Raw genomic sequence first — 21,336 nt, forward strand, 5'->3', positions numbered from 1 at the left:
TATGCCAAAACGTACTGACATAAAAAGCGTCTTAATTTTAGGTGCAGGCCCTATTGTTATCGGTCAGGCTTGTGAGTTTGACTATTCTGGTGCGCAAGCGTGTAAAGCGCTGCGTGAAGAAGGTATTCGCGTTATTCTGGTGAACTCAAACCCAGCGACCATCATGACAGACCCATCTATGGCGGATGCGACTTACATCGAGCCAGTTGAATGGAAAACAGTAGAAAAAATCATTGAAAAAGAGCGCCCAGATGCGGTTCTACCGACGATGGGTGGTCAAACTGCATTGAACTGTGCGTTGGATCTTGAGCGTCACGGTGTTCTAGCAAAATACAATGTTGAGATGATCGGTGCGACAGCTGACGCTATCGACAAAGCAGAAGATCGTAGCCGTTTTGATAAAGCGATGCGTGCGATTGGTCTTGAGTGTCCACGTGCGGGTATTGCCCATAACATGGAAGAAGCGCTTAAAGTTCAAGCTGAAGTAGGCTTCCCTTGTATCATTCGTCCTTCTTTCACCATGGGTGGTACCGGTGGTGGTATCGCGTACAACATGGAAGAGTTCGAAGAAATCTGTACTCGTGGTTTGGATTTGTCTCCAACCAACGAATTGCTAATCGATGAATCTTTGATCGGTTGGAAAGAGTACGAAATGGAAGTTGTCCGCGATAAAAAAGACAACTGCATCATCGTTTGTGCGATTGAAAACTTCGACGCTATGGGGGTTCACACAGGTGACTCCATTACAGTAGCGCCAGCACAAACCTTGACGGATAAAGAATATCAAATCATGCGTAACGCTTCTTTGGCGGTATTGCGTGAGATCGGCGTAGAAACGGGTGGTTCCAACGTACAGTTCGGTATGGATCCTCTAACAGGTCGTCTTGTGGTTATCGAGATGAACCCTCGTGTATCTCGTTCGTCTGCTTTGGCATCGAAAGCGACAGGTTTCCCAATTGCAAAAATCGCAGCAAAATTGGCGATTGGTTACACCCTTGATGAGTTGCAAAACGACATCACTGGTGGCCAAACTCCAGCGAGCTTCGAGCCAGCAATCGACTACGTTGTGACTAAGATTCCTCGTTTCACGTTCGAAAAATTCCCAACAGCGAATGATCGTCTAACCACGCAAATGAAGTCTGTTGGTGAAGTTATGGCGATTGGCCGTACTTTCCAAGAGTCTTTGCAAAAAGCATTGCGCGGCTTAGAAGTTGGTTCTGATGGCTTCAATCCTCAGTTGGATTTTGCTGAAGAAAACAGCAAAGAGAAATTGGCTTACGAGCTTCAATCTCCTGGTTCTGACCGTATTTGGTACATCGGTGATGCCTTCCGTTCTGGTATGACAGTCGACGAAGTTTACGAAGCAACAGGTGTTGATCATTGGTTCTTGGTGCAAATCGAAGACTTGATCAAAGAAGAAGCAGCGTTGGCAGACAAAGGTCTGATAGACATGACTTACGACGTAATTCGTCGTTTGAAGCGTAAAGGCTTTTCTGATGCGCGTCTTGCTAGCTTGTTAAGTGTGACTGAAAAGTCTATGCGTGAGCGTCGTTACTTAATGAACGTTCATCCAGTTTACAAGCGTGTTGATACCTGTGCAGCAGAATTTGCCACTAATACAGCGTATATGTACTCAACGTACGAAGACGAGTGTGAAGCTGCGCCAACGGATCGTGAAAAAATCATCATCCTTGGTGGTGGCCCGAACCGCATCGGTCAAGGTATCGAGTTTGACTACTGCTGTGTACACGCAGCGTTAGGTCTACGTGAAGACGGTTACGAAACCATTATGGTGAACTGTAACCCTGAAACTGTATCTACTGATTACGACACATCTGACCGTTTGTACTTCGAGCCAGTAACGCTTGAAGACGTGTTAGAAATCGTTCGTAAAGAAAAACCAAAAGGCGTAATCGTTCAATTCGGTGGTCAAACACCACTGAAAATTGCTCGTGCTTTGCAAAACGAAGGTGTGCCAATCATTGGTACAACACCTGAGTCTATTGACCGTGCAGAAGATCGTGAACGTTTCCAAAGCATGATCCAACGTTTAGGTTACAAACAGCCTCATAACGCGACAGTGCGTAGTGTTGATCAAGCTGCAGCGAAAGCCGCAGTTATCGGCTATCCACTTGTGGTGCGTCCATCCTATGTATTGGGTGGCCGTGCGATGGAAATCGTTTATAACGAAAAAGAATTGATGCGTTACATGACCAGCGCTGTGAAAGTGTCTAACGACAGCCCTGTTCTGCTAGACCACTTCTTGAATGCAGCGATTGAGATTGATATCGACTGTATCTGCGATGGCCATCAAGTGGTTATCGGCGGCATCATGCAACATATCGAACAAGCGGGCGTTCACTCAGGTGACTCAGCATGTTCTTTGCCACCATATTCTTTGTCTAAAGAAGTGCAAGACGACATTCGTGAGATGATCAAAAACATGGCGCTAGAACTTGGCGTTGTCGGTTTGATGAACACTCAGCTTGCGATTCAGGATGGCGAAATCTACGTAATTGAGGTTAACCCTCGTGCATCACGTACTGTGCCTTTCGTTTCTAAGTGTATCGGTCGTTCTTTGGCGCAAGTTGCTGCATTGGTTATGTCAGGTAAAACACTGGAAGAGCTTGGTTTCACCAAAGAAATCATTCCTTCTTACTACAGCGTGAAAGAAGCCGTTTTCCCATTCAACAAGTTCCAGGGTGTCGATCCGATTCTTGGGCCTGAAATGAAGTCTACGGGCGAAGTGATGGGCGTGGGTGATACCTTCGCTGAAGCGTTTGGTAAAGCGGTTCTTGGTGGCGGTACTGAATTGCCTACATCAGGTCGTGCTTTTATCAGTGTTCGCGATATGGACAAAGAAGGTGCAGTAGACGTTGCTCGCCGCTTGGCTGAACTAGGATTTGACCTTGTCGGTACCGAAGGCACAGCTAAATACCTAACTGAGCGCGGCGTTGAAGTTCGCAAAGTGAATAAGGTGAATGAAGGTCGTCCTCATATCGTTGATATGATGAAAAATGGCGAAATTGATTACATCATCAACACTACGTCTGGTACGCAAGCGATTGCAGATTCTTCTGTTATTCGTCGTACAGCTTTACAGCGCAAGGTTTGTTACACTACGACATTGGCTGGTGCTGAAGCAACGAGTATGGCGATTAGCCTAACAGGTGAAACGAAAGTTAGAAGACTGCAAGATTTGCACTTGGGGAAATAATGAAAAAAGTACCAATGACAGTAGAAGGTGAAGCTCGTCTTCGAGAAGAGCTAAATCACTTGAAAACTGTCGTCCGTCCTCGCGTGATTGCGGATATCGCAACCGCGCGTGAGCATGGCGACTTAAAAGAAAACGCAGAGTATCACGCCGCTCGTGAAGAACAGGGATTTGCTGAAGGTCGAATTAAAGAGATCGAAGGTAAACTTGCAGATTCACAAGTGATTGACGTTAAATCTTTGCCTGTATCGTCTAAAGTAATTTTCGGCACGACAGTAACACTGTTTAATGTAGATACCGAAGAAACGGTTACTTATAAGATTGTCGGCGATGATGAAGCGGATGTGAAAGTGAAGAAAATTTCTTACGCTTCACCTATCGCGAAAGCCATTATTGGGAAAGAGGAAGGTGACGAAGTTGCCATTCAAGTTCCTAGTGGTGAAGTTGTTTACGAAATCGAGAAAGTCGAATACCTATAATAGGTATTAAAGGCTTGCTTTTAAAAACCACGATGTGAAAGCATCGTGGTTTTTTTATGGCTTGAATTTATAGGTTGGTCGTAATCATTTGGACACAAGGCTTGGCTATTATTTCACAATAATTAACTAAGTTGTTTTGACTTCGGTTTATTTCTTAACCTATGATGAATTTTGGTGCCTATTGGGCGATAGTACTAGTTGATGTTTATATAAGGTAATTTTCATTTCTCTTAAAAATTAAAATAAATGTAATTGGCACATGTGCAAGCATGTTGTTTTGATCCTTGATTTAATCGATGGGTTGGTATTATGAAAAATTTCTCATTACGTAAAAAAATTCTTATCATTACTGTTATTTGTTTCTTTGTATTTTTTGTTGCTTTAGTTATTCAGAGTGTTACTACATTACAAAAGAATATTGAGTCAGCACTGGAAGAGGAAGTTGATCTAGTATCCGAAGTATTTAGTGATAACGTTGGGAACTGGCTGAAAGATAGACAAAATGCGGTAAGCAAGCTTGCCAAGACAATTTCAGAATACCCCGACATTCAACCCTATATATTGTTAGATCAAGTCAGAGAGGGCTTAGGCTTCTCGATTACTTACTATGGTAACGAAAAGGGGGAAATGTACCGTAATGACCCTAACTTAAACCCACCTAATTATGACCCAAGAGTGCGCAGTTGGTATAAGGGTGCAAAAGAGGCTAATGGTCGATTCTTGGCTTCGCCATTTGTTTCCGCTAGTACCAATGAATACGTTGTCACATTATCCGAAGCAGTAAAAAAAGATGGCCAGTTTATCGGTGCTATTGGCGCCAACCTTACCTTGGAACAACTCACGGTATTTGTTAATAAACTCAAAGTGCCTGGTGACGGTTATGCCATAGTGGTTGATAAAAGTGACCAAATAGTTGCGCATCCGGATTCAAAACTACAAAGTAAAAAAGCCTCAGAACTAAATGAAAATTTTGCAGGTACTCTTTTAGAAAAAATTGTTGCTAAACGTACGCTTCAAGATATGTCATTAGACGGCCGTGACCGTCTTATTTATGTGACAGCTATCCCTAATTCAAATTGGTCTCTTATTTTAGTAATGGATAAAGAGACATTATTTGCTCCAGTACGCAGTCAGCTTATAAGCCAAGTTATCATCAGCTTTATTATCTTGGCTGTTATTTTGATTATCATGTCTTTGTTATTGAAAATGATGTTGAAAAATCTCAGTGCTATTACTAAAAACTTAGATGAAATTGCTAATGGTAATGGTGATTTAACGATTCGTTTAGAGGTTAAAAGTGGCGATGAGATTGGTCAATTGGCAACGAGTTTCAATCGGTTTGTCGGACAACTGCATGGCATCATTAGCCGGTTGAGTGATACGTCTAAGGACTTGTTGTCTGAAGCAAGTGGTGTATCGAAAGTTTCAGATCAGCAAAACGATAGGTTGCAGCGCCATCAAAGTGAAATTCACATGGTAGCGACTGCCGTGACTGAGATGGCGGCAGCTACCCAAGAAATATCGTCTAATGCAGAGCAAACTGCTTATTCGGCAAGAAGCTGTGTCACCGTAAGTGAAAAAGGTCGCAAAGAAGTTGAGAAAAGTCAGCGTTCGACAGAAACCTTAGCCGAAGAAGTAGGTCGAGCAAGCCAAATAATTAGCGATTTAAATAAGCATGTACAGAGTATCAACTCTATTCTATCAACCATTAGCGGCATATCTGAGCAAACCAATCTACTTGCACTAAACGCAGCGATTGAGGCTGCTCGGGCAGGTGAACAAGGTCGTGGTTTTGCTGTGGTAGCTGATGAGGTAAGGGTTTTGTCGCAACGTACTCATAGCTCAACTCAAGAAATTCAAGGCATGATAGAGTCTTTGCAAGCTGCTGCAGAAAGCGCTGTTAAAGCAACTGATAAAGGTAAGGAGATGGCTAACCAGAGCGTTTCTGATGCAGAGGAAGCAAACTTAAGTTTAGGTCAGATTCTTGAGTCCATTAATCAAATCAATGATATGGCAGCACAAATAGCGACTGCTGCTGAAGAACAATCTTCCGTTACACTCGAAATTAGTCGCAATACTGAAACCATTCGAGGTGTTGGTGATGAGATGTCGGAAGCAAGTAAACTTGCCGCCGAACAAGCTAAAAAACTGCATGACTTGGGACGACAAATAAACCAAGAAGTCGCTAAATTTAGACTTTAAAAGTACTCATTTTTAAACACTTATTTAAAAGCGTTAATTTAAAAAGGGGAATCACTCACAGTGATTCCCCTTTTTATTATTTACCTTTTTTTATCGGGTATTTATTCAAAGAATAACTCTTCATCCTTAGTTCTGTTGTCTTTGTTGCTAACGAAGTCGTTGTAAGTAAGAACAGATGTTATTAACATCGGGTGCACTGATTTACAGTTACTTAAACGAGAAAGTGCCATGGCTAGCCGAATTCTACTATCCCATTCCAATAACCCTCATTTTAACCTCGCGGTGGAAGATTGTATTTTTCGCTCCATGTCTGCTGATCAGCGCGTGTTGTTTCTATGGCGTAATGCCGACACTGTGGTGATTGGCCGCTCTCAGAACCCTTGGAAAGAATGCAATATCAACAAGATGGAGCAAGATAAAATTCACCTTGCTCGTCGCCAAAGTGGTGGCGGAGCGGTCTTTCATGATTTGGGCAATACTAACTTCACCTTCATGGCGGGCAAGCCTGAGTACAACAAAGAAGTCTCCACCGATATTGTTTTGCAAGGCTTGAAGAAGCTAGGTATTGAAGGTTACGCCAATGGCCGAAATGACTTAGTGGTGGGCGAAGGTGAAGAGATGCGTAAATTCTCAGGCTCCGCCTACAAAGAAACCAAAGATCGTGGCTTTCATCATGGTACTTTATTGTTACATGCGGATTTAAGTCGCTTAGCCAATTACCTAAACCCAGATCTGAAAAAGCTCCAGTCTAAAGGCATCCCCTCCGTACGTTCACGAGTCAGCAATCTAAATAGCTTGTATCAGACTATTGATCACCAGCTTGTATGTGACGCCATTGTTGAAGCGTTTTGTGAATACTTTGGCGAAGTACCTGTCATAGAGGAAATTTCCCCTGAAACCTTGCCTGACTTGCCCGGCTTTGTTGAAAAATTCGCCCAGCAACAAAGCTGGGATTGGAACTTTGGCAAATCACCGCAATTTACCCACACGTTAGACGAACGCTTCAAATGGGGCGGCGTAGAGATTCATCTAGACCTGAGCAACGCGCAAATTACCGCCGCGCAAACTTTCACCGACAGCCTATTCCCAGATCCAATTGAGCTGCTTGCAGAAAAACTCGTCGGCGTGACTTACCGACCAGACGCCATTGCGGCATGTATCGACTCGGTTATTGAGAATTTTCCAGATCATAAAAACGACTTAGAAGAGATGAAAGCGTGGTTGGTTAAGGCGGTTTCTTAGCTAATTATTCGATTGGCCAGTAGTTAGGTCTTTGATGATTAGAGGCGATAGCAACGATTAGTAACAAGGTCGCCTCTAATTTGATAATTAAGCTAAATCGATAAACTATAGTTCTTCACTTAAAGTTTGAAGCGTCTTATTTTGAAACTGGAACACCTCAAACATGCCTAATACTCGCAGAGAGGGAAGCGTCTCTTTAATGGTCTCGAAGAGTTTCGCTTTTTCTTCCTCGGTGGTGGTTGGGTCTTGCCAGAGTTTAGCATTTTGCAAAAATGCGGCTACTGTCCCTTTGCGAATGTGAATGCCTTCAAGATTAGCTTGGTTAACATCTTCGGGCAAAATGTCTTCTGGTTTGATAATGGATGTCATGATGAAACCTCTTATATTGATGAATGAGGGCTCAGTATAGTGCTGGAATTTTGGCTATACTCCATTAGTTAAGACAACCAATACTGAGAAATCGCCAAAATGAAAAGCTCCCTGTCGTTTGCGGATATTATTCACCAATCTGATGCTGACTTAATCTTGTCAGTAGAGTTAATCGAAAATCAAATAAGAGAAACAGAACTGCATCGACATGCATTTGGTCAGTTGGTTGGTAGCTTGGAAGGGCTTTTGTCGGTGCAAACAGAATCCGGTTGGTGGGTCGTTCCTGCAACCCATACCGTATGGATTCCACCAAATACATTGCATGGCGCGAAATCCCATGGCCCTTTTAGAGGTTGGAGTGTTTACCTTGACCCAAAAAGAAGCCAATTACTTGATAGCTCACCAAAAATCTTTCAAACAACACCATTACTAAAAGAGCTAGTGCATCGAGCTGCCAGCTGGTCTGACGATACGTCTCAAGCTGTAAAAAATCGCTTATCCGAAGTGTTGTTTGATGAAATCGTGAACTTGCCAGAAACTTTGTTTGGTTTGCTGCAACCTGGATTACCATCCCTGAAAAAGATGACCGATGGGCTACTATCTAACCTTGCTGATAATCGAAGTTTAGAGGAATGGGCTAGATCCATTGGCTTGTCTTCGAGAACCCTAGCGCGACGCTTTAACGAGCAAACAGGGTTAGGTTTTTCTGAATGGCGGCAACGAGCAAGAGTGTTGAGCGCTATCGAAATGTTGGCCGACAACGTACCCGTAACCAATATTGCGTTCACCTTGGGCTATGAAAATGTCAGCGCCTTTATTGCTATGTTTCGTCGTGTAATGGGGGTAACACCGGGGCAATATATTCAGTTCAATAACGATTGATTCATTGTTTGAGCTGAATAGGGGAAGTAATAAACAGTTACCAAAGCCACTGTTACAACTTGGTTGAAAAGTAGCTGTTTGTTCCGCTTGGAAGGCGGTGGAAGGAATGATACCTGATTAGGATGGTTCCACTGATCGCAGCTTGCGGGTTAGCTGTTGATTTGCTTTGGGTGTTTACTTTATACTCAGTGGTACAGAATTAAGTACAGGAAATAAATTATGGATGCTATCAGTTATACAACAGCTCGAGCTAATTTGGCTAAAACGATGGCAAAGGTCTGTGATGATCATTCGCCAGTCATTATCACGCGTAAAAGCGAAAGCCCAGTTGTGATGATGTCATTAGAAGATTATGAGTCCATGCAAGAAACTACCTACTTGCTGCGTTCGCCAGCGAACGCCAGAGTCTTGTTGGAGTCTATTGCTGAACTGGAAGCGGGTAAGGGTGTTGAAAGAGAGTTAATCGAGTGAGGCTCACGTTTTCAACTGTGGCTTGGGATCAGTATCTTTACTGGCAGGGCACAGATAAGAAAGTATTAAAGCGTATAAACTTATTAATCAAAGATATTCAGCGCGAACCTTATGAAGGAATTGGTAAACCAGAATCTTTAAAACATGGCCTTGCTGGTTATTGGTCTCGCCGCATCAATGATGAACACCGAATTGTTTATAAATATCAAGATGATGCGATTTGGATCGCTCAGTTAAGATATCACTACTAAGTTTTTATCTTAGTTTGTCGTTCTAGCTACTAGTTCGCTTAGCCCAGTAGTTAGGTCTTTGGTGGCTAGAGGCAATAGCAACGACCAGTAGCAAGTCGCCTTTAATTTGATAAATAATTGAATATGGAAATCGGTTAAGTAAGCACTTGTGCGTAACTGCGCTGGCTTTTTGCCAAGCATCTGGGTGTAATTTAATTCGTTCTATCGACGACTCTAGTTCAGTAATGAATCTCAACCCTAGACCTTTATAAATACCATCATAGTATTTGAAGGCATCATCGAGTTCCCTTTCGGCGATGTCTAAAAATTCTACGTTCATTTATATTTACTTAGCACTTCAGACAAGGGCTTGGAGTTTAGCTGTTTTTTTTCATACGCTTCAATGCGAGCATCTGCCTCTCGTGCCCAAATAGCGTTTAGCTCAGCATTCGGTGCGTCTAAGCTTTCAAGTAGCTTTTCGACAAGCTCTACCCGTTCGTTCGTTGAGAGTAATAACGCATCTTCAACGATGTTTCTGTTTACTTGAGTCATTTTATGTCCTCCTCGATTAAGTGAAAGAATAGCACTGAAAAGATTGGAGTTGTATCTACCCCAATACTGAATAAACAAGATTGAGCTGAAAAGCTAATTTATTCGGCTCAAGAGTCGCCATATTTTGAGCCGAATAATTAGCGTAATCGGCTCAAAGTACCTTTAACAGCTCCAAAGCCACCGCAACCCGAGATCCTGGAGACTTAGTTGAAAAAGGCTGTTTATTCCGCTTGGAAGGTGGCAGTAGGAATGCGAGGTATGGCATAAACCTAGTTCTATAGTCGTGCTTTATTCTCCATTTGTAAGTCAGCAATTGGTTTTGCTCTTCGATACATAGCCATCAACATTTTTAATTCAACTAGTTGATCACCTTTGGATATTTTTGTAAGACTCATTACTTGGCGAGGGGATAAATTTAATTTTTCATGTAATTCAATAACCGAATCTCTAACAAAGTTTTTATCTTCTTCATTGTCTAGCTGAGCCATTTTCTTTTGAGCCATCTGCCTTGAAATATATTGTTTATGAATGACGTAGTAAGTAGTCGATATTGATGTTAATGATGCGCAGATAGAGACAACCAGCTCTTTAATATCACCAGCAACTTCAATTATTGCTGACAGTTCCATAACTCCGGGAGATGCATATTGAATTCTATGTACATTGGGTAGTGCCTTCGGATGGATGTGATTTTTCATCGACGAGAAAAAGTTTACGACAGAGCCCCCACCTAACCATGGCATTCTTTCATACTCTAGAGTGGAGTTATTTTCTTCAACTAATCTCAATCCATAGAAAAAACCGTAAATTTGTATGTATTGTTTTGAGAATACAGAGAAATCTTCCAAACTCCATTGCTCATCTAGATAAATGCTCACTATGCCTTGTTCCACTGTATTCTCCTGAGTTTGGAATAATTTAATAGTGCGGATTATATTGTTGATCCGCAGCAGATTACTTCCTTTTGAGTGTAATGTTGTTTATTGATATTAAAGCGATTTTTTATTTCTACTAGTATAGATGAGCAAAGCACTTTATTAGGAAGGTAAAAATAGACTGAATTCTGAAAAAGCCAAGCGGCGTTTTGATGAGGTAGGTGATAGTTTCGAAGAGAAACGCCGCTTGGTTTGATGTCATGTGCCAAAGCCAGTGCTGGGTTGATGATGGTCTCATGCGTAGAGGTTGTCGGGCTGTAGCCGCGACTTACATGAAAGCTTCGCTTTCTTCGGCACATTACGCTGTCGCTTATGATGCCCTACGATTTTGTGTCATGAGCCAAAGTCTGTATCGGGCTGATGATGGTGTCATACGGAGAGGTGTCGGGCTGAAGGCGCGACTTACATGAAAGCTTCGCTTTCTTCGGCACATTACGCTGCGCTTATGATGCCCTACGATTTGGTGTCATGTGATGTAGGGAAGTTGTCGGGCTGAAGCCGCGACAGTTCAATAACCCCTCCCTAACACTCCCCTTGAAGAGAAGGGGAGGGAACAGAGAAAACAAAAACACCAGCCTCGGCTGGTGTTTTTAGTATCGCTGTACAAAAAGCTAAACGGTTAAGATTGAGCTTTTTTGAACGCGTTGATCAGTGCTTGAGTAGAAGCGTCTAGTGCGCTGTTGTCGCTGTCGCTAACAAGGCGGTTGTAGATGTCTGTTCCCAATACTTTGCCTAGCTCTACGCCCCATTGGTCGAATGAGTTGATGCCCCAAATCGTGCCTTGTACAAAAGTACGGTGCTCGTAGAGGGCGATCAAGGCACCAATGGTCGCTGGTGTCATTTTATCCGTTAGTAGAGTATTGCTTGGGCGGTTGCCAGGAATCACTTTGTGTGGCGCGATAGTGGCTATCTGCTCGTCTGTCGCACCTGAATCACGAAGTTCTTGCTGCGCTTGTTCAAGTGTTTTACCAACCATCAAAGCTTGTGACTGACTTAAGCAGTTAGCAAACAATTGTGCGTGATGTTCGCCAATTGGGTTGTGAGACGCCAATGGGACGATAAAGTCCACAGGCACAAGACGTGTGCCTTGATGCAATAACTGGTGGTAAGCGTGTTGGCCGTTGGTGCCAGCGCCACCCCAGATGATTGGGCCTGTGTCTGTTTCTACACCATCGCCATTCAATAGCGTCGATTTACCGTTACTTTCCATGTCTAGCTGCTGGATGTGAGCAGGCATGGCGCGTAGGTAATGATCGTAAGGAATTAAGGCGTGAGTTTGTGCGTTGTGGAAGTTGATGTACCACACGCCAAGTGCGGCCATGATAACCGGTAGGTTCTCTTCAAACGGTGCTGTGCGGAAGTGCTCGTCCATTTGGTGAGCACCGTCTAGCAATTCGTAGAAGTTGTCCATGCCAACGGCAATAGCAACTGGCAAGCCAATTGCCGACCAAAGAGAGTAACGTCCGCCAACCCAGTCCCACATAGGGAAGATGTTTTCTTCCGCCATGCCGAAGTCCACAGCTTTTTTCACGTTGGAGCTAACAGCAGCAAAGTGCTTGCTAACGTCACTTTGTGAGCCGCCATTGCTTAGGAACCAATCGCGCGCCGCGTTAGCGTTAGATAAGGTTTCTAAGGTACCGAAGGTTTTAGACGAGATAACAAAAATGGTGGTTTCAGGGTTCACTAGCTTCAGTTTGCCAGTGATGTCTGAGCCATCGATGTTCGCCACAAAATGTACTTTAATGCCGTCTTTTTCGTATGGCGTTAAGGCTTCAGCGACAACTTTAGGGCCAAGGTAAGAGCCGCCGATACCGATAGAAATGACATCGGTAATGCGTTTGCCTGTGTAGCCTTTCCATTCACCGCTGTGTAGCTGTGCAACAAATTTTTCCATTTGCTTAAGAGTGCTGCGAACTTCTTCTAGTACGTTAACGCCGTCGACCATTAGTGAGTCTTGCGCTTGGCTAGCACGTAGGGCGATGTGCAATACAGAGCGATCTTCGGTGTTGTTGATGTGCGCACCGCTGAACATGCCTTTAATTGCTTTTTCTAAGCCCGCTTCTTTTACTAAGTCTGTTAGTAGTCCAAGAGTTTTTTCATCGGCGCGGTTTTTTGCGTAATCCAATGTCCAGCCAGCCGCTTGTGTGGTGTATTTTTCGGCACGTTTTGGATCTGCTGCAAACAAGGACTTCATGTTAACAGATGCCATTTCTTGTTTGTGCTCTGTTAATTTCTGCCAAGCTGTCAATTCTGTGGGTGAGCCCATTACAATCTCCCTAGAAATCAAAGTTATAGCTCTACACGCAAGTTATCAATTAAGCGTGCTTTACCTAGATATGCCGCCGTCAATATGACGAGGCGCTTCTCTTCTTCTGATGGTGTTTGTAAATTTTCTTGTGCGCGGATTTCGAAATAATCACGACGGAAACCAGCTGCTTCAAGCTTCTGCTGAGCTTGTTCGCAAATGTCCTCGTGACTCGCACGGTTTTCAATTAGCGCTTCTTTTGCCCATAACAAGGTTTGATAAATTGTTGGGGCGATGCGTCTTTCTTCTTCTGTTAAGTAGCCATTACGCGAACTCATGGCAAGGCCATCTTCGTTACGAGCTGTGTCAACACCTATGATACGTACGTTAGAGCTTAGGTCACGTACCATGTCTTGAATGACTTTAAGCTGTTGAAAATCTTTATTACCAAATATGGCGCAGTCTGGCTGAACAATATTAAATAATTTTGTCACAACTGTGGAAACGCCAACAAAATGCCCTGGGCGAGAAGCACCACAAAGAATGTCGGAAATGCCGACCACTTCGATTTGTGTTTGACTGCGTTTGCCGTCTGGGTACATTTCTAGTGCATCTGGTGCAAACAGGTAATTGCAGCCGTTGGCTTCAAGAACGCGTTTATCTTCTTCCAAGGTTTTTGGGTAGCGTTCTAAATCGCTTTGATCCGAAAACTGCATTGGGTTAACGAAGATAGAAGATACAATGATTTCACCTTCTTCTTTTGCTTTTCGAATTAGTGACATGTGGCCGTCATGCAGGTTGCCCATGGTGGGGACAAACACAATGCTTTTGTCTTTCAGGCGTTCTATTTTAAGCGCGGTACGAAGCTCTGCCACGGTATGGAATGTTTTCATGATTTGAATCCGTGCTCAGGTCCTGGGAATGTAACGTCTTTAACTTCTTGTACGTAGGCTTCAAAGGCTTGGGTTACATTACGACCGTCAGTTAAGAAATTTTTAACGAATTTAGGTGTATGGCCGAGGTTGATGCCGAGCATGTCGTGCATGACCAGGACTTGGCCATCGGTATGGTGTCCAGCACCAATGCCGATTGTCGGCACAGAAACGGCTTCTGTCAGTGTTTTGCCGAGTTCTGTTGGGATGCATTCGTACAGAAGAATATCGGCTCCCGCAGCAACAAGGTCTAAAGATTCTTGTAGTAATAAGTCAGCGGCGTCTTGGCTTTTGCCTTGTACTTTGTAGCCGCCGAATTTATGTACGGACTGTGGTGTCAGACCTAAGTGTGCACAAACAGGAATACCGCGTTGGCTGAGCAGTTTCACGGTATCTGCTAACCAGCTGCCGCCTTCAAGTTTGACCATATTGGCACCAGCTTGCATTAGCTTTGCTGCGTTATCAAGCGCTTGTTCTGGCTTGCTGTAACTCATAAAAGACATATCCGCGAGGATGAAAGCGTTGGTGTTGCCTCGTTTTACTGCCGCGGTGTGGTAGCACATGTCTTCGATGGTAACGGGTAATGTACTGTCTTGGCCTTGTATGACCATGCCTAGAGAATCCCCAACCAAGATAGTTTCAACCCCCGCGACATTCATGACGTTGGTAAATGATGCGTCATAGCTTGTTAGGCAGGTAATTTTTTCTTTATCTGCTTTCATTTTTTTAAGCGTGGATAAAGTAACTGGTTTGGTGAGTTTTCTTTGAGAGTTATCTGAATACATAATTTATTCTTCTTTGATAAAGACCAAATCGTTGGTATCAAGTTGCTGTAATTGCTCGGTAACGGTTTTTCCATTCGCTAAGAGCATATCAGGCGCTAGGTCGCTAAGCGGCTTTATGACAAACCCTCGTTCTAGCATGAAGGGATGTGGCACGGTTAGCCTTGGTAACAGTATTGTTTCTTGTCCGTACAATAACAGATCTAAGTCTAGGGTGCGCGGTCCCCAATGGCGTTCTCTTACTCGACGTTGTGACTGTTCTATACTTTGTAATAAATCAAGTAGGATGATAGGGGGGAGATTAGTTTCGAATGTCGCAACGGCATTAATATAGTCCGGTTGATCCTGTGGGCCAACGGGTTTGCTGCCATAAATAGAAGAAACACGAAGATTTTTTAAATCGTCGTGTTTCTTTAGGGCGTCAATGGCGCGATCAAGTTGCGCCACTGGATTTTCAAGATTACTGCCGAGGCCAATATAAGCGTGTATCAAGACGCATCCTCTTACTCGTCAAAAGTTTCACTTTGTGGAGCTGTGCTTGTCGCGTTGCCATTACTCTTTCTACGACGACGAGGGCGGCGTTTCTTCGGGCCTTCGTTGTCTTTAGTAAATAAGTCTATGCTTTTGATGAGCTCTCTTTGCTGGCTTTCTGTGCCATGCTGGAATTTTTCCCACCAATCGCCTAGTCCATCTAGGTTTGCACCACTTAATTCACGAATAAGTAAGAAGTCGAAACCGGCACGGAAGCGAGGATGTTCAAGCAATAAGAAAGCACGTTTGCCATAGCGTTTTGGTAGTCGGTACTGCATGTCCCAGATTTCACGCATTGGAGTTGAGAATCTGCGTGGGATAGCGGTTGATGCGACTTGGTTGTCTAATACCATATTGGCAGCTTGGTGCAATGCGGGCGTTGCAGGCATGCCTTGCGCTTGGAATTCTTCATGACGAAGAGCCACACTTGGCCACAGTAATACGGCGTATAAGAAATAAGGCGCTGTGGTTTTACCGCTTTGGATGCGATCGTCGGTGTTTTTTAGACCTTGAAGGATAAAAGCTTCTGGGTCGATGTCATTACGTTTCCAGCCGCTTTGCAGTAATGCGTCAGTGTCTGGAAATAAATAACGGAACAAGCCGTATTGGCGCAGCAAGTGGAATGTTTCAATACCATTGCCGCTACCAAGAAGTTTTAATACTTCTTCAAATAGGCGCGCTGGTGGAATGTGATCCAGCAGATGTGCCATTTCTTTAATAGGGGCTGCGGTTTCAGCTTCTAGTTCAAATCCTAGTTTTCCAGCAAAACGAATTGCGCGCAGCATACGAACTGGGTCTTCTTGATAACGCTGACGAGCGTCACCAATAATGCGAATCTGTTTGTGTTCAATGTCTTTTAAGCCACCACAGTAATCGTGAATACTGAAGTCCTGCACATTGTAATATAAGGCATTAAATGTGAAGTCGCGGCGTTCTGCATCTTCTTCAATATTGCCGTAGACATTATCACGCAATACGATACCGTGAGCGGATCGTGCCGAGTCTTTGCCTTTTAAAGAAGTGTTTTGTGTATCGTCATCGTCATTGTCGTCTTGAGCTGAATTTGCTCTGAATGTTGAGACTTCGATGATTTCGCGCCCAAACGTTACATGGACCAATTTGAAGCGGCGGCCAATGAGTCTTGAGTTTGAGAAAATGGTGTGAACTTCTTCGGGAGTGGCATTAGTAACAACGTCAAAATCTTTTGGCTCAATGCCAATAAGATGATCTCGAACACAGCCACCAACAAGAAAGGCGTCGAAACCCGCTTTATTTAGGCGATACAATACTTTTACGGCATTTGGGCTTAAATTCTGTCGAGATAAGCTATGATCGCTGCGAGGGATGATAATAGGGTAAGTCTGTGCCTTTGGAGAGGCAAACAGTGAGGTAGCTTTACGTACCAGAGATTTTAATCCTGTAAGCATTAGACAACAAATTTTAAAGTTAACGAAAAGGGCATTCTACACGTGATGAACTAAAGTTACACGGATAATGGTATTGTTTGAGCAAAATGGGTATGTCGATATAGAAGAGATAACTGAAGCGATTGAATATTTACTAATCAGTAAATAAAATAATCGCTTTGGATACATGAAGATACTAGTTCCGAAAACAAAGTGGGTGCTGCTTCTGCAGTTCTACTCAGGTTTTATTTTTATTATTGCATTGTTTTCATTGCCCGAAGGCTTGTATATCTAAAAAGATCAATTATCCAAAGCGATTTTCCATCCATAGCCTCAAGTTTTTATTTTTATTTGAAGAGGCTACAGTGTTCCTAGATTTTATTATTATTTTTAAGAACCTACATACGACGATTAACTTATTTTTATTCTTGGTCAATCTTCTTATCGTTGTGTCATATATAAGGCATTTGTTGTGCCAAAAACAATAAAGTGCTGATTTTGTTGGGTTTTGATATATTTTTGTACACTTTCTTTACAATTTCGTGTTTATTTTTTGGGTATTTTGGTAGCAAGTGTTACTTTTAGTTTGTTACTTTTTTGGGTATTGCCAGTTTCTGTCTTCTTTCCCACAAGCTTTTTCTTGATATGCCCAAAGAATGTGCAAGCTGTGTCTCGGTCATCTTGTGTTGGTGCGTAAGAACAAAATGTTTGAAGTAGTCATCTAGCGTTGTGCCGGCCATTAAGTCGTATTCTGTCAATCGCGAAATGTTTGTGGTGCTTGATTGCTTCTGCTGGTCAGCTAGTTTTAGGTTGGCTGCTTCGACTCTTTCAGGAGGGCTAAGAATTACGGCTCTTTCTATAGCATTTTCGAGCTCTCGTACGTTTCCAGGCCAGTTATGGGCGCGGATGGCTTTGTCGAAAGCTTGATTGTATTTGTAAATTGGCTTGTTGTGTTTCAGGCAAGCTTTCTCAAGAAGGATCTGCGCCAACATGGAAATGTCATCATCTCTGTCTCTCAGCGGCGGTAGAAGCAGTTCCATCACGTAAAGACGATAGTATAAATCCTCCCGGAAAAGTCCCTGTTTGACCATCTCTATTAGGTTCCTATGTGTTGCGGTAATAAGTCGGATATTTACTTTGGTCGACTGCGTTGCGCCTACTTTGCGTATCTCGCCCTCTTGTAAGACTCGCAATAGTCTTGCTTGCGCTTCTAGCGGCAATTCACCGATTTCATCTAAAAATAATGTGCCTTTGTCGGCGGCGAAAATGAGGCCATCATGAGATGAGTTTGCTCCGGTAAAGGCGCCTTTTTCATGACCGAAAAGCTCTGATTCTATTAGGTTTTCTGGGATGGCAGCGCAGTTTACACTGATGATTGGGTGGTTGTGGCGTTGGCTTAGGTTGTGCAACGCTTTGGCAACTAGCTCTTTACCTGTCCCTGACTCCCCTCTGATAAGAACGGTGACATGGGTTCCTGCAATTTTATACATGTCACTGAAGAGTTCTTGCATTGGTGGGCATCGACCGATGATGCCGCTGCCAGCTGAACCTAGTGCAACTGATTCTTCTTTGGCCTCTTCTGCTGTGTTGGCGAAAAGTACATGGGTTGTCTGTTTTGATGGCTGCGCTGGTTGTTTGTTTTGTTCTAGTGCGTTTACTACGTGTTTTAGTAGTGTTTCTGAGTCAGTTGGTAGGGGGAGGTAATAAAGCGCCCCTTGCGCCATGCTGCTAACACCTGTGCTCAAACTGGCTTTTGCATCAAGTACGATGCGATGTGGCACGCTAGGGAGTTCTATATTACTTTCGGCAAGGTGGTTAATGGCTTCTTGGTCGATCAGCAATAGATGGAATTCAGACAGCTCGTAGTATCGGTTGGCTTGCTCTAATGTGTTGCTGGTATTTACCTGAAAGCCATATCGAGACAACCATTTTTCTGATTCTTTGAGTGGTGAGTTGTCTGGGCAAATGATCATAATGCTGTGCATGAATTGTCACCTCTTGTAACTAGTGTAACGATTATACACATGCAAGCTTATTGGTCGAGAGCACTTCTATCTGAATCAAGGCGAACTAAATGGCATTTGTTTAGGTGATGGCTGTGGGGCGTTAGATGAAATGCAGGTCTTGCTCTTCGAGTGGTAGGTCCTTTATTCCTTTTAATTTGCTCGAGTCCCATGCTTCGATGGCTAGCGATAACGCCTCCGTGATGGAAGAGGGCGACACTAAATCAATTTTTAGATAGTGGAGTGCGCGTAATAGTGTTGGAAGATGGTTGTTTTTAATTGCTTTAGCATGATTTTGTTTGCTGATTTTATCGCCGGAATGATTAGTAATTAGCGGGATGTGGCAAATTTTTGGCGGCGTCCAGCCAAATAAATCGTAAAGGTAAAGTTGTTGTGCTGTGGTTTCTATTAAGTCTGCACCTCTTACGAGGTGGCTGATTTTTTGTAAATGGTCGTCAACTACAACGGCAAGTTGGTAAGAAAAAAAGCCGTCTTTTCTTTTTAAAATCGGACAATTGTTTTTTAGATCATCCGTAAACAGTAAAGTGCCTTGAATGCTATCTTGGCATTGATAAACAGCCGTGCTGGTTCTTAGTCGCCATGAATGAGGTTTGCTAGTCGAGCTTTGGCATTCAAGTGGGTGGTTACCATTATATTGAGCGAGAGACTGGCGTGTGCAATTACATGGAAATATGATCTGTTGCTTTTTTAATTCAGACAGTAGTTGTTCGTAAATATGAATGTACTGACTTTGAATTCGAATTGGTTCGTCGGAAAAAAGCTGATAACTGTTGAGTGTCTCGGTGATTTGCTCGGAAAAACTAGGCTTGCAGCGTGTGCCATCCACATCTTCAATGCGAATAATCCAGCTGCCTTGCTGTTTTTTTGCATCCAAATAGCTCGCTAATGCGCTGACTAGCGAGCCAAAATGGAGTGGGCCGGTTGGCGAAGGTGCAAAACGGCCACGATAGATATTCGAAACGGCGCTGTCGTGGTTAGACACTGTTTTTAAGCACTGTTCTTAAATACACAGTGTTAGCCGCCGATTTGTCTCTCTTTGATTTCAGCTAGTGTTTTGCAGTCAATACACATTGTTGCTGTCGGGCGAGCTTCTAGGCGGCGAATGCCGATTTCGATGCCACATTCTTCGCAAAAGCCATAATCGTCAGCATCGATAAGCTCGATAGTTTGAGAGATTTTTTTAACCAATTTACGTTCGCGATCTCGAGCGCGAAGTTCTAGGCTAAACTCTTCCTCTTGGCTAGCACGGTCGTTTGGATCGGCATAGTTCACAGCTTCTTCTTTAAGATGATGAACAGTACGATCAACTTCTTCCATAAGATTTTGCTTCCAGTTGAGTAGGATGCTTTTAAAGTGCGCCAACTGGTTCTCGTTCATGTATTCTTCGCCATCCTTAGCAACATAAGGAGTGAAGTCTTTCATTAATGACTCAGGGTTCATATTTGGCATACGCATTGCCTCACTTCGCAGGTTTCCATTGTGGTAGCCTGTAACCAATAAAATTAGGTGATTTATTTTCGGGCGGAAACTTACCAGATAATGTGTTCGTTAACCACATTTTTTGCGCAAAATGTCGCGATATTTTTGAAACAGGTCGATAAAGGTAGAGAAAACGGGATGGAAAAGCATAAGTTAGCAACAAGAGTTGGGCAAATTTCGCCGTTTCAGGTGATGGAGGTATTGGCTCGGGCCAAACAGCTACAACTTCAAGGTGAAAATGTTATTCACCTTGAAGTTGGTGAGCCAGATTTTGTTGCTGTGGAAGCTGTTGCTAACGCTGGTGTGGAAGCGATTCAGCAAGGTAAAACAGGTTACACCTCGGCAACTGGTTTGCCTGAACTTAAGCGCGCTATTAGTGATTATTACCTTAGTCGCTATCAGGTTACTGTCTCGCCAGAGAGAATTATTGTTACACCCGGAGCCTCAGGGGCTTTGCTACTAATGGCGTCGTTGATGGTGGACTCCGGTGAAGAAGTGGTGATGCCTGATCCATGCTATCCATGTAATCGACATTTTTTGATTCAGGCTGGCGCAAAAGCAAAGTTGATCGAAACAAAACCTGAAGAGGGTTTTGAAATGGATTTGAGTACTTTAGCTGATCATTGGGGCGAAAATACGACTGGGCTTTGGCTTGCTTCTCCCTCTAATCCGACCGGCGCGGTACTCAGTAAGTCTTATATATCGGAAGCTTGGGAAAAGGTTAGTGCGCTTGGTGGCCATTTATTGGTAGATGAAATCTATCAAGGTTTAGTTTATGAAGGAGAGGATTTTTCTGCATTGTCTATTGCTGACGATATCTTTGTGATTAATAGCTTCTCGAAGTATTTTGCTATGACTGGCTGGCGATTGGGCTGGTTAGTTGTGCCTGAATGGGCAATCGAAGGCGCGACAAAACTGGCGCAAAACTTATTTATTGCCGCGCCAAGTGTCTCTCAATATGCAGCAGTGAGAGCGTTTTCTCCAGATGTGTTAGCTGAGTGCGAAGTACGTCGACAAACATTGAATGCTCGCCGATTGGTTTTGCTGGAAGGCTTAGAGGCGATAGGTTTGCCAGTAGTTGCGCCAGCGCATGGGGCTTTTTATATCTATGTTGATGTATCGAGCGTGACGCAGGATGCTATGGCTTGGTGTTTAGCACTACTTGAGCAGGAAAAAGTGGCACTCACGCCAGGGGCTGACTTTGGTATCAAAGACGCTCATAAATACGTGCGCTTTGCATACACTTGTGATGAGGCTAGATTGCAAGAAGCGCTAGCGAGGATTGCTCGCTTCATGGCTTCTTAGTTACAGATATGACGTTTTGATTTGAGATTGTTTTTTTATTTAAGAGTAAGGTGCCG

20 protein-coding genes are annotated in these 21,336 nt (G+C 43.5%); 8 read left to right on the plus strand and 12 right to left on the minus strand.

Annotated features, from left to right (window positions below; genetic code table 11):
- Window position 1: 1 nt before the first annotated feature.
- The 4 genes from carB (at window position 2) to TY87_RS08700 (ending at window position 7,137) form a co-directional block, all read left to right on the plus strand.
- Window positions 2-3,217, plus strand: coding sequence for a carbamoyl-phosphate synthase large subunit (gene carB, locus TY87_RS08685; RefSeq protein WP_072842349.1), 3,216 nt, complete (start codon window positions 2-4; stop codon window positions 3,215-3,217).
- Entirely contained in the window at window positions 3,217-3,693 is a 477-nt protein-coding gene (greA, locus tag TY87_RS08690; RefSeq protein ID WP_072842347.1) for a transcription elongation factor GreA, read from the plus strand. The genes carB and greA overlap by 1 nt, the downstream gene beginning before the upstream one ends.
- 309 nt (window positions 3,694-4,002) lie before the next feature.
- On the plus strand, window positions 4,003-5,895 hold the full coding sequence (locus tag TY87_RS08695) for a methyl-accepting chemotaxis protein (RefSeq protein ID WP_100186770.1): 1,893 nt from the start codon (window positions 4,003-4,005) through the stop codon (window positions 5,893-5,895).
- A gap of 228 nt (window positions 5,896-6,123) precedes the next feature.
- Complete coding sequence (locus TY87_RS08700) at window positions 6,124-7,137, plus strand: lipoate--protein ligase (RefSeq protein ID WP_100186771.1); 1,014 nt, start codon at window positions 6,124-6,126, stop codon at window positions 7,135-7,137.
- A 105-nt stretch (window positions 7,138-7,242) separates the two neighbouring features.
- On the opposite strand, the gene TY87_RS08705 is transcribed toward TY87_RS08700, so the two are convergent.
- Window positions 7,243-7,506 carry a hypothetical protein gene (locus TY87_RS08705; protein WP_232617097.1) on the minus strand — a complete coding sequence of 88 codons (264 nt, stop codon included), beginning with the start codon at window positions 7,504-7,506 and terminating at the stop codon, window positions 7,243-7,245.
- Window positions 7,507-7,605: 99 nt separating this feature from the next.
- Between TY87_RS08705 and TY87_RS08710 the strand changes: the two genes are divergently transcribed.
- From TY87_RS08710 to TY87_RS08720, 3 genes are all read left to right on the plus strand, one after another.
- The gene (locus TY87_RS08710) at window positions 7,606-8,388 is read left to right on the plus strand and encodes an AraC family transcriptional regulator (protein WP_232617098.1); all 783 of its coding nucleotides are present in this window, start codon (window positions 7,606-7,608) and stop codon (window positions 8,386-8,388) included.
- A gap of 219 nt (window positions 8,389-8,607) precedes the next feature.
- On the plus strand, window positions 8,608-8,859 hold the full coding sequence (locus TY87_RS08715; protein WP_072842339.1) for a type II toxin-antitoxin system Phd/YefM family antitoxin: 252 nt from the start codon (window positions 8,608-8,610) through the stop codon (window positions 8,857-8,859).
- Window positions 8,856-9,110 (plus strand): Txe/YoeB family addiction module toxin, encoded by a 255-nt coding sequence (locus TY87_RS08720; protein WP_100186773.1) that lies wholly within the window; start codon window positions 8,856-8,858, stop codon window positions 9,108-9,110. Before TY87_RS08715 ends, TY87_RS08720 begins: the two co-directional genes overlap by 4 nt.
- Window positions 9,111-9,132: 22 nt before the next feature.
- On the opposite strand, the gene TY87_RS08725 is transcribed toward TY87_RS08720, so the two are convergent.
- From TY87_RS08725 to dksA, 11 genes are all read right to left on the minus strand, one after another.
- Window positions 9,133-9,429 carry a type II toxin-antitoxin system RelE/ParE family toxin gene (locus TY87_RS08725; protein ID WP_100186774.1) on the minus strand — a complete coding sequence of 99 codons (297 nt, stop codon included), beginning with the start codon at window positions 9,427-9,429 and terminating at the stop codon, window positions 9,133-9,135.
- The gene (locus TY87_RS08730; protein WP_100186775.1) at window positions 9,426-9,641 is read right to left on the minus strand and encodes an addiction module protein; all 216 of its coding nucleotides are present in this window, start codon (window positions 9,639-9,641) and stop codon (window positions 9,426-9,428) included. The genes TY87_RS08725 and TY87_RS08730 overlap by 4 nt, the downstream gene beginning before the upstream one ends.
- Window positions 9,642-9,916: 275 nt before the next feature.
- On the minus strand, window positions 9,917-10,534 hold the full coding sequence (locus TY87_RS08735; RefSeq protein ID WP_100186776.1) for a hypothetical protein: 618 nt from the start codon (window positions 10,532-10,534) through the stop codon (window positions 9,917-9,919).
- Window positions 10,535-11,195: 661 nt separating this feature from the next.
- The gene (gene pgi, locus TY87_RS08740; RefSeq protein WP_100186777.1) at window positions 11,196-12,842 is read right to left on the minus strand and encodes a glucose-6-phosphate isomerase; all 1,647 of its coding nucleotides are present in this window, start codon (window positions 12,840-12,842) and stop codon (window positions 11,196-11,198) included.
- Window positions 12,843-12,865: 23 nt separating this feature from the next.
- Window positions 12,866-13,714, minus strand: a complete 849-nt coding sequence (gene panC / locus TY87_RS08745; protein WP_100186778.1) for a pantoate--beta-alanine ligase — start codon at window positions 13,712-13,714, stop codon at window positions 12,866-12,868.
- Complete coding sequence (gene panB / locus TY87_RS08750; protein ID WP_100186779.1) at window positions 13,711-14,538, minus strand: 3-methyl-2-oxobutanoate hydroxymethyltransferase; 828 nt, start codon at window positions 14,536-14,538, stop codon at window positions 13,711-13,713. The genes panC and panB overlap by 4 nt, the downstream gene beginning before the upstream one ends.
- Before the next feature lie 3 nt (window positions 14,539-14,541).
- Window positions 14,542-15,024 (minus strand): 2-amino-4-hydroxy-6-hydroxymethyldihydropteridine diphosphokinase, encoded by a 483-nt coding sequence (folK, locus tag TY87_RS08755; RefSeq protein ID WP_198432064.1) that lies wholly within the window; start codon window positions 15,022-15,024, stop codon window positions 14,542-14,544.
- Between the two features lie 14 nt (window positions 15,025-15,038).
- Window positions 15,039-16,493, minus strand: a complete 1,455-nt coding sequence (gene pcnB / locus TY87_RS08760) for a polynucleotide adenylyltransferase PcnB (RefSeq protein WP_100186781.1) — start codon at window positions 16,491-16,493, stop codon at window positions 15,039-15,041.
- 560 nt (window positions 16,494-17,053) lie between these two features.
- Window positions 17,054-18,457: a sigma-54-dependent transcriptional regulator gene (locus TY87_RS08765; protein ID WP_100186782.1), complete on the minus strand. Its 1,404-nt coding sequence runs from the start codon at window positions 18,455-18,457 to the stop codon at window positions 17,054-17,056.
- Window positions 18,458-18,578: 121 nt separating this feature from the next.
- Window positions 18,579-19,478, minus strand: a complete 900-nt coding sequence (gene gluQRS, locus TY87_RS08770) for a tRNA glutamyl-Q(34) synthetase GluQRS (RefSeq protein ID WP_100186783.1) — start codon at window positions 19,476-19,478, stop codon at window positions 18,579-18,581.
- A 32-nt stretch (window positions 19,479-19,510) separates the two neighbouring features.
- A complete protein-coding gene (gene dksA / locus TY87_RS08775) occupies window positions 19,511-19,945 on the minus strand; it encodes an RNA polymerase-binding protein DksA (protein ID WP_012071672.1) in 435 nt (144 codons plus the stop codon).
- A 168-nt stretch (window positions 19,946-20,113) separates the two neighbouring features.
- On the opposite strand from dksA, the gene TY87_RS08780 reads away from it, so the two are divergent.
- Complete coding sequence (locus tag TY87_RS08780; RefSeq protein ID WP_100186798.1) at window positions 20,114-21,280, plus strand: aminotransferase class I/II-fold pyridoxal phosphate-dependent enzyme; 1,167 nt, start codon at window positions 20,114-20,116, stop codon at window positions 21,278-21,280.
- Window positions 21,281-21,336 lie beyond the last annotated feature (56 nt).

This window comes from Marinomonas sp. BSi20584 (assembly GCF_002792415.1).
In the GTDB taxonomy this organism is placed as follows: domain Bacteria; phylum Pseudomonadota; class Gammaproteobacteria; order Pseudomonadales; family Marinomonadaceae; genus Marinomonas; species Marinomonas polaris.

Bases quoted from the DNA above. Each gene is read 5' to 3' on its own strand.
- TY87_RS08730 (WP_100186775.1), bottom strand. From the start codon at position 9,641: ATGACTCAAGTAAACAGAAACATCGTTGAAGATGCGTTATTACTCTCA.
- dksA (WP_012071672.1), bottom strand. From the start codon at position 19,945: ATGCCAAATATGAACCCTGAGTCATTAATGAAAGACTTCACTCCTTAT.
- carB (WP_072842349.1), top strand. From the start codon at position 2: ATGCCAAAACGTACTGACATAAAAAGCGTCTTAATTTTAGGTGCAGGC.
- TY87_RS08695 (WP_100186770.1), top strand. From the start codon at position 4,003: ATGAAAAATTTCTCATTACGTAAAAAAATTCTTATCATTACTGTTATT.
- TY87_RS08705 (WP_232617097.1), bottom strand. From the start codon at position 7,506: ATGACATCCATTATCAAACCAGAAGACATTTTGCCCGAAGATGTTAAC.
- TY87_RS08725 (WP_100186774.1), bottom strand. From the start codon at position 9,429: ATGAACGTAGAATTTTTAGACATCGCCGAAAGGGAACTCGATGATGCC.
- panB (WP_100186779.1), bottom strand. From the start codon at position 14,538: ATGTATTCAGATAACTCTCAAAGAAAACTCACCAAACCAGTTACTTTA.
- TY87_RS08765 (WP_100186782.1), bottom strand. From the start codon at position 18,457: ATGCACAGCATTATGATCATTTGCCCAGACAACTCACCACTCAAAGAA.
- greA (WP_072842347.1), top strand. From the start codon at position 3,217: ATGAAAAAAGTACCAATGACAGTAGAAGGTGAAGCTCGTCTTCGAGAA.
- TY87_RS08710 (WP_232617098.1), top strand. From the start codon at position 7,606: ATGAAAAGCTCCCTGTCGTTTGCGGATATTATTCACCAATCTGATGCT.
- TY87_RS08700 (WP_100186771.1), top strand. From the start codon at position 6,124: ATGGCTAGCCGAATTCTACTATCCCATTCCAATAACCCTCATTTTAAC.
- pgi (WP_100186777.1), bottom strand. From the start codon at position 12,842: ATGGGCTCACCCACAGAATTGACAGCTTGGCAGAAATTAACAGAGCAC.
- panC (WP_100186778.1), bottom strand. From the start codon at position 13,714: ATGAAAACATTCCATACCGTGGCAGAGCTTCGTACCGCGCTTAAAATA.
- pcnB (WP_100186781.1), bottom strand. From the start codon at position 16,493: ATGCTTACAGGATTAAAATCTCTGGTACGTAAAGCTACCTCACTGTTT.
- TY87_RS08715 (WP_072842339.1), top strand. From the start codon at position 8,608: ATGGATGCTATCAGTTATACAACAGCTCGAGCTAATTTGGCTAAAACG.
- TY87_RS08780 (WP_100186798.1), top strand. From the start codon at position 20,114: ATGGAAAAGCATAAGTTAGCAACAAGAGTTGGGCAAATTTCGCCGTTT.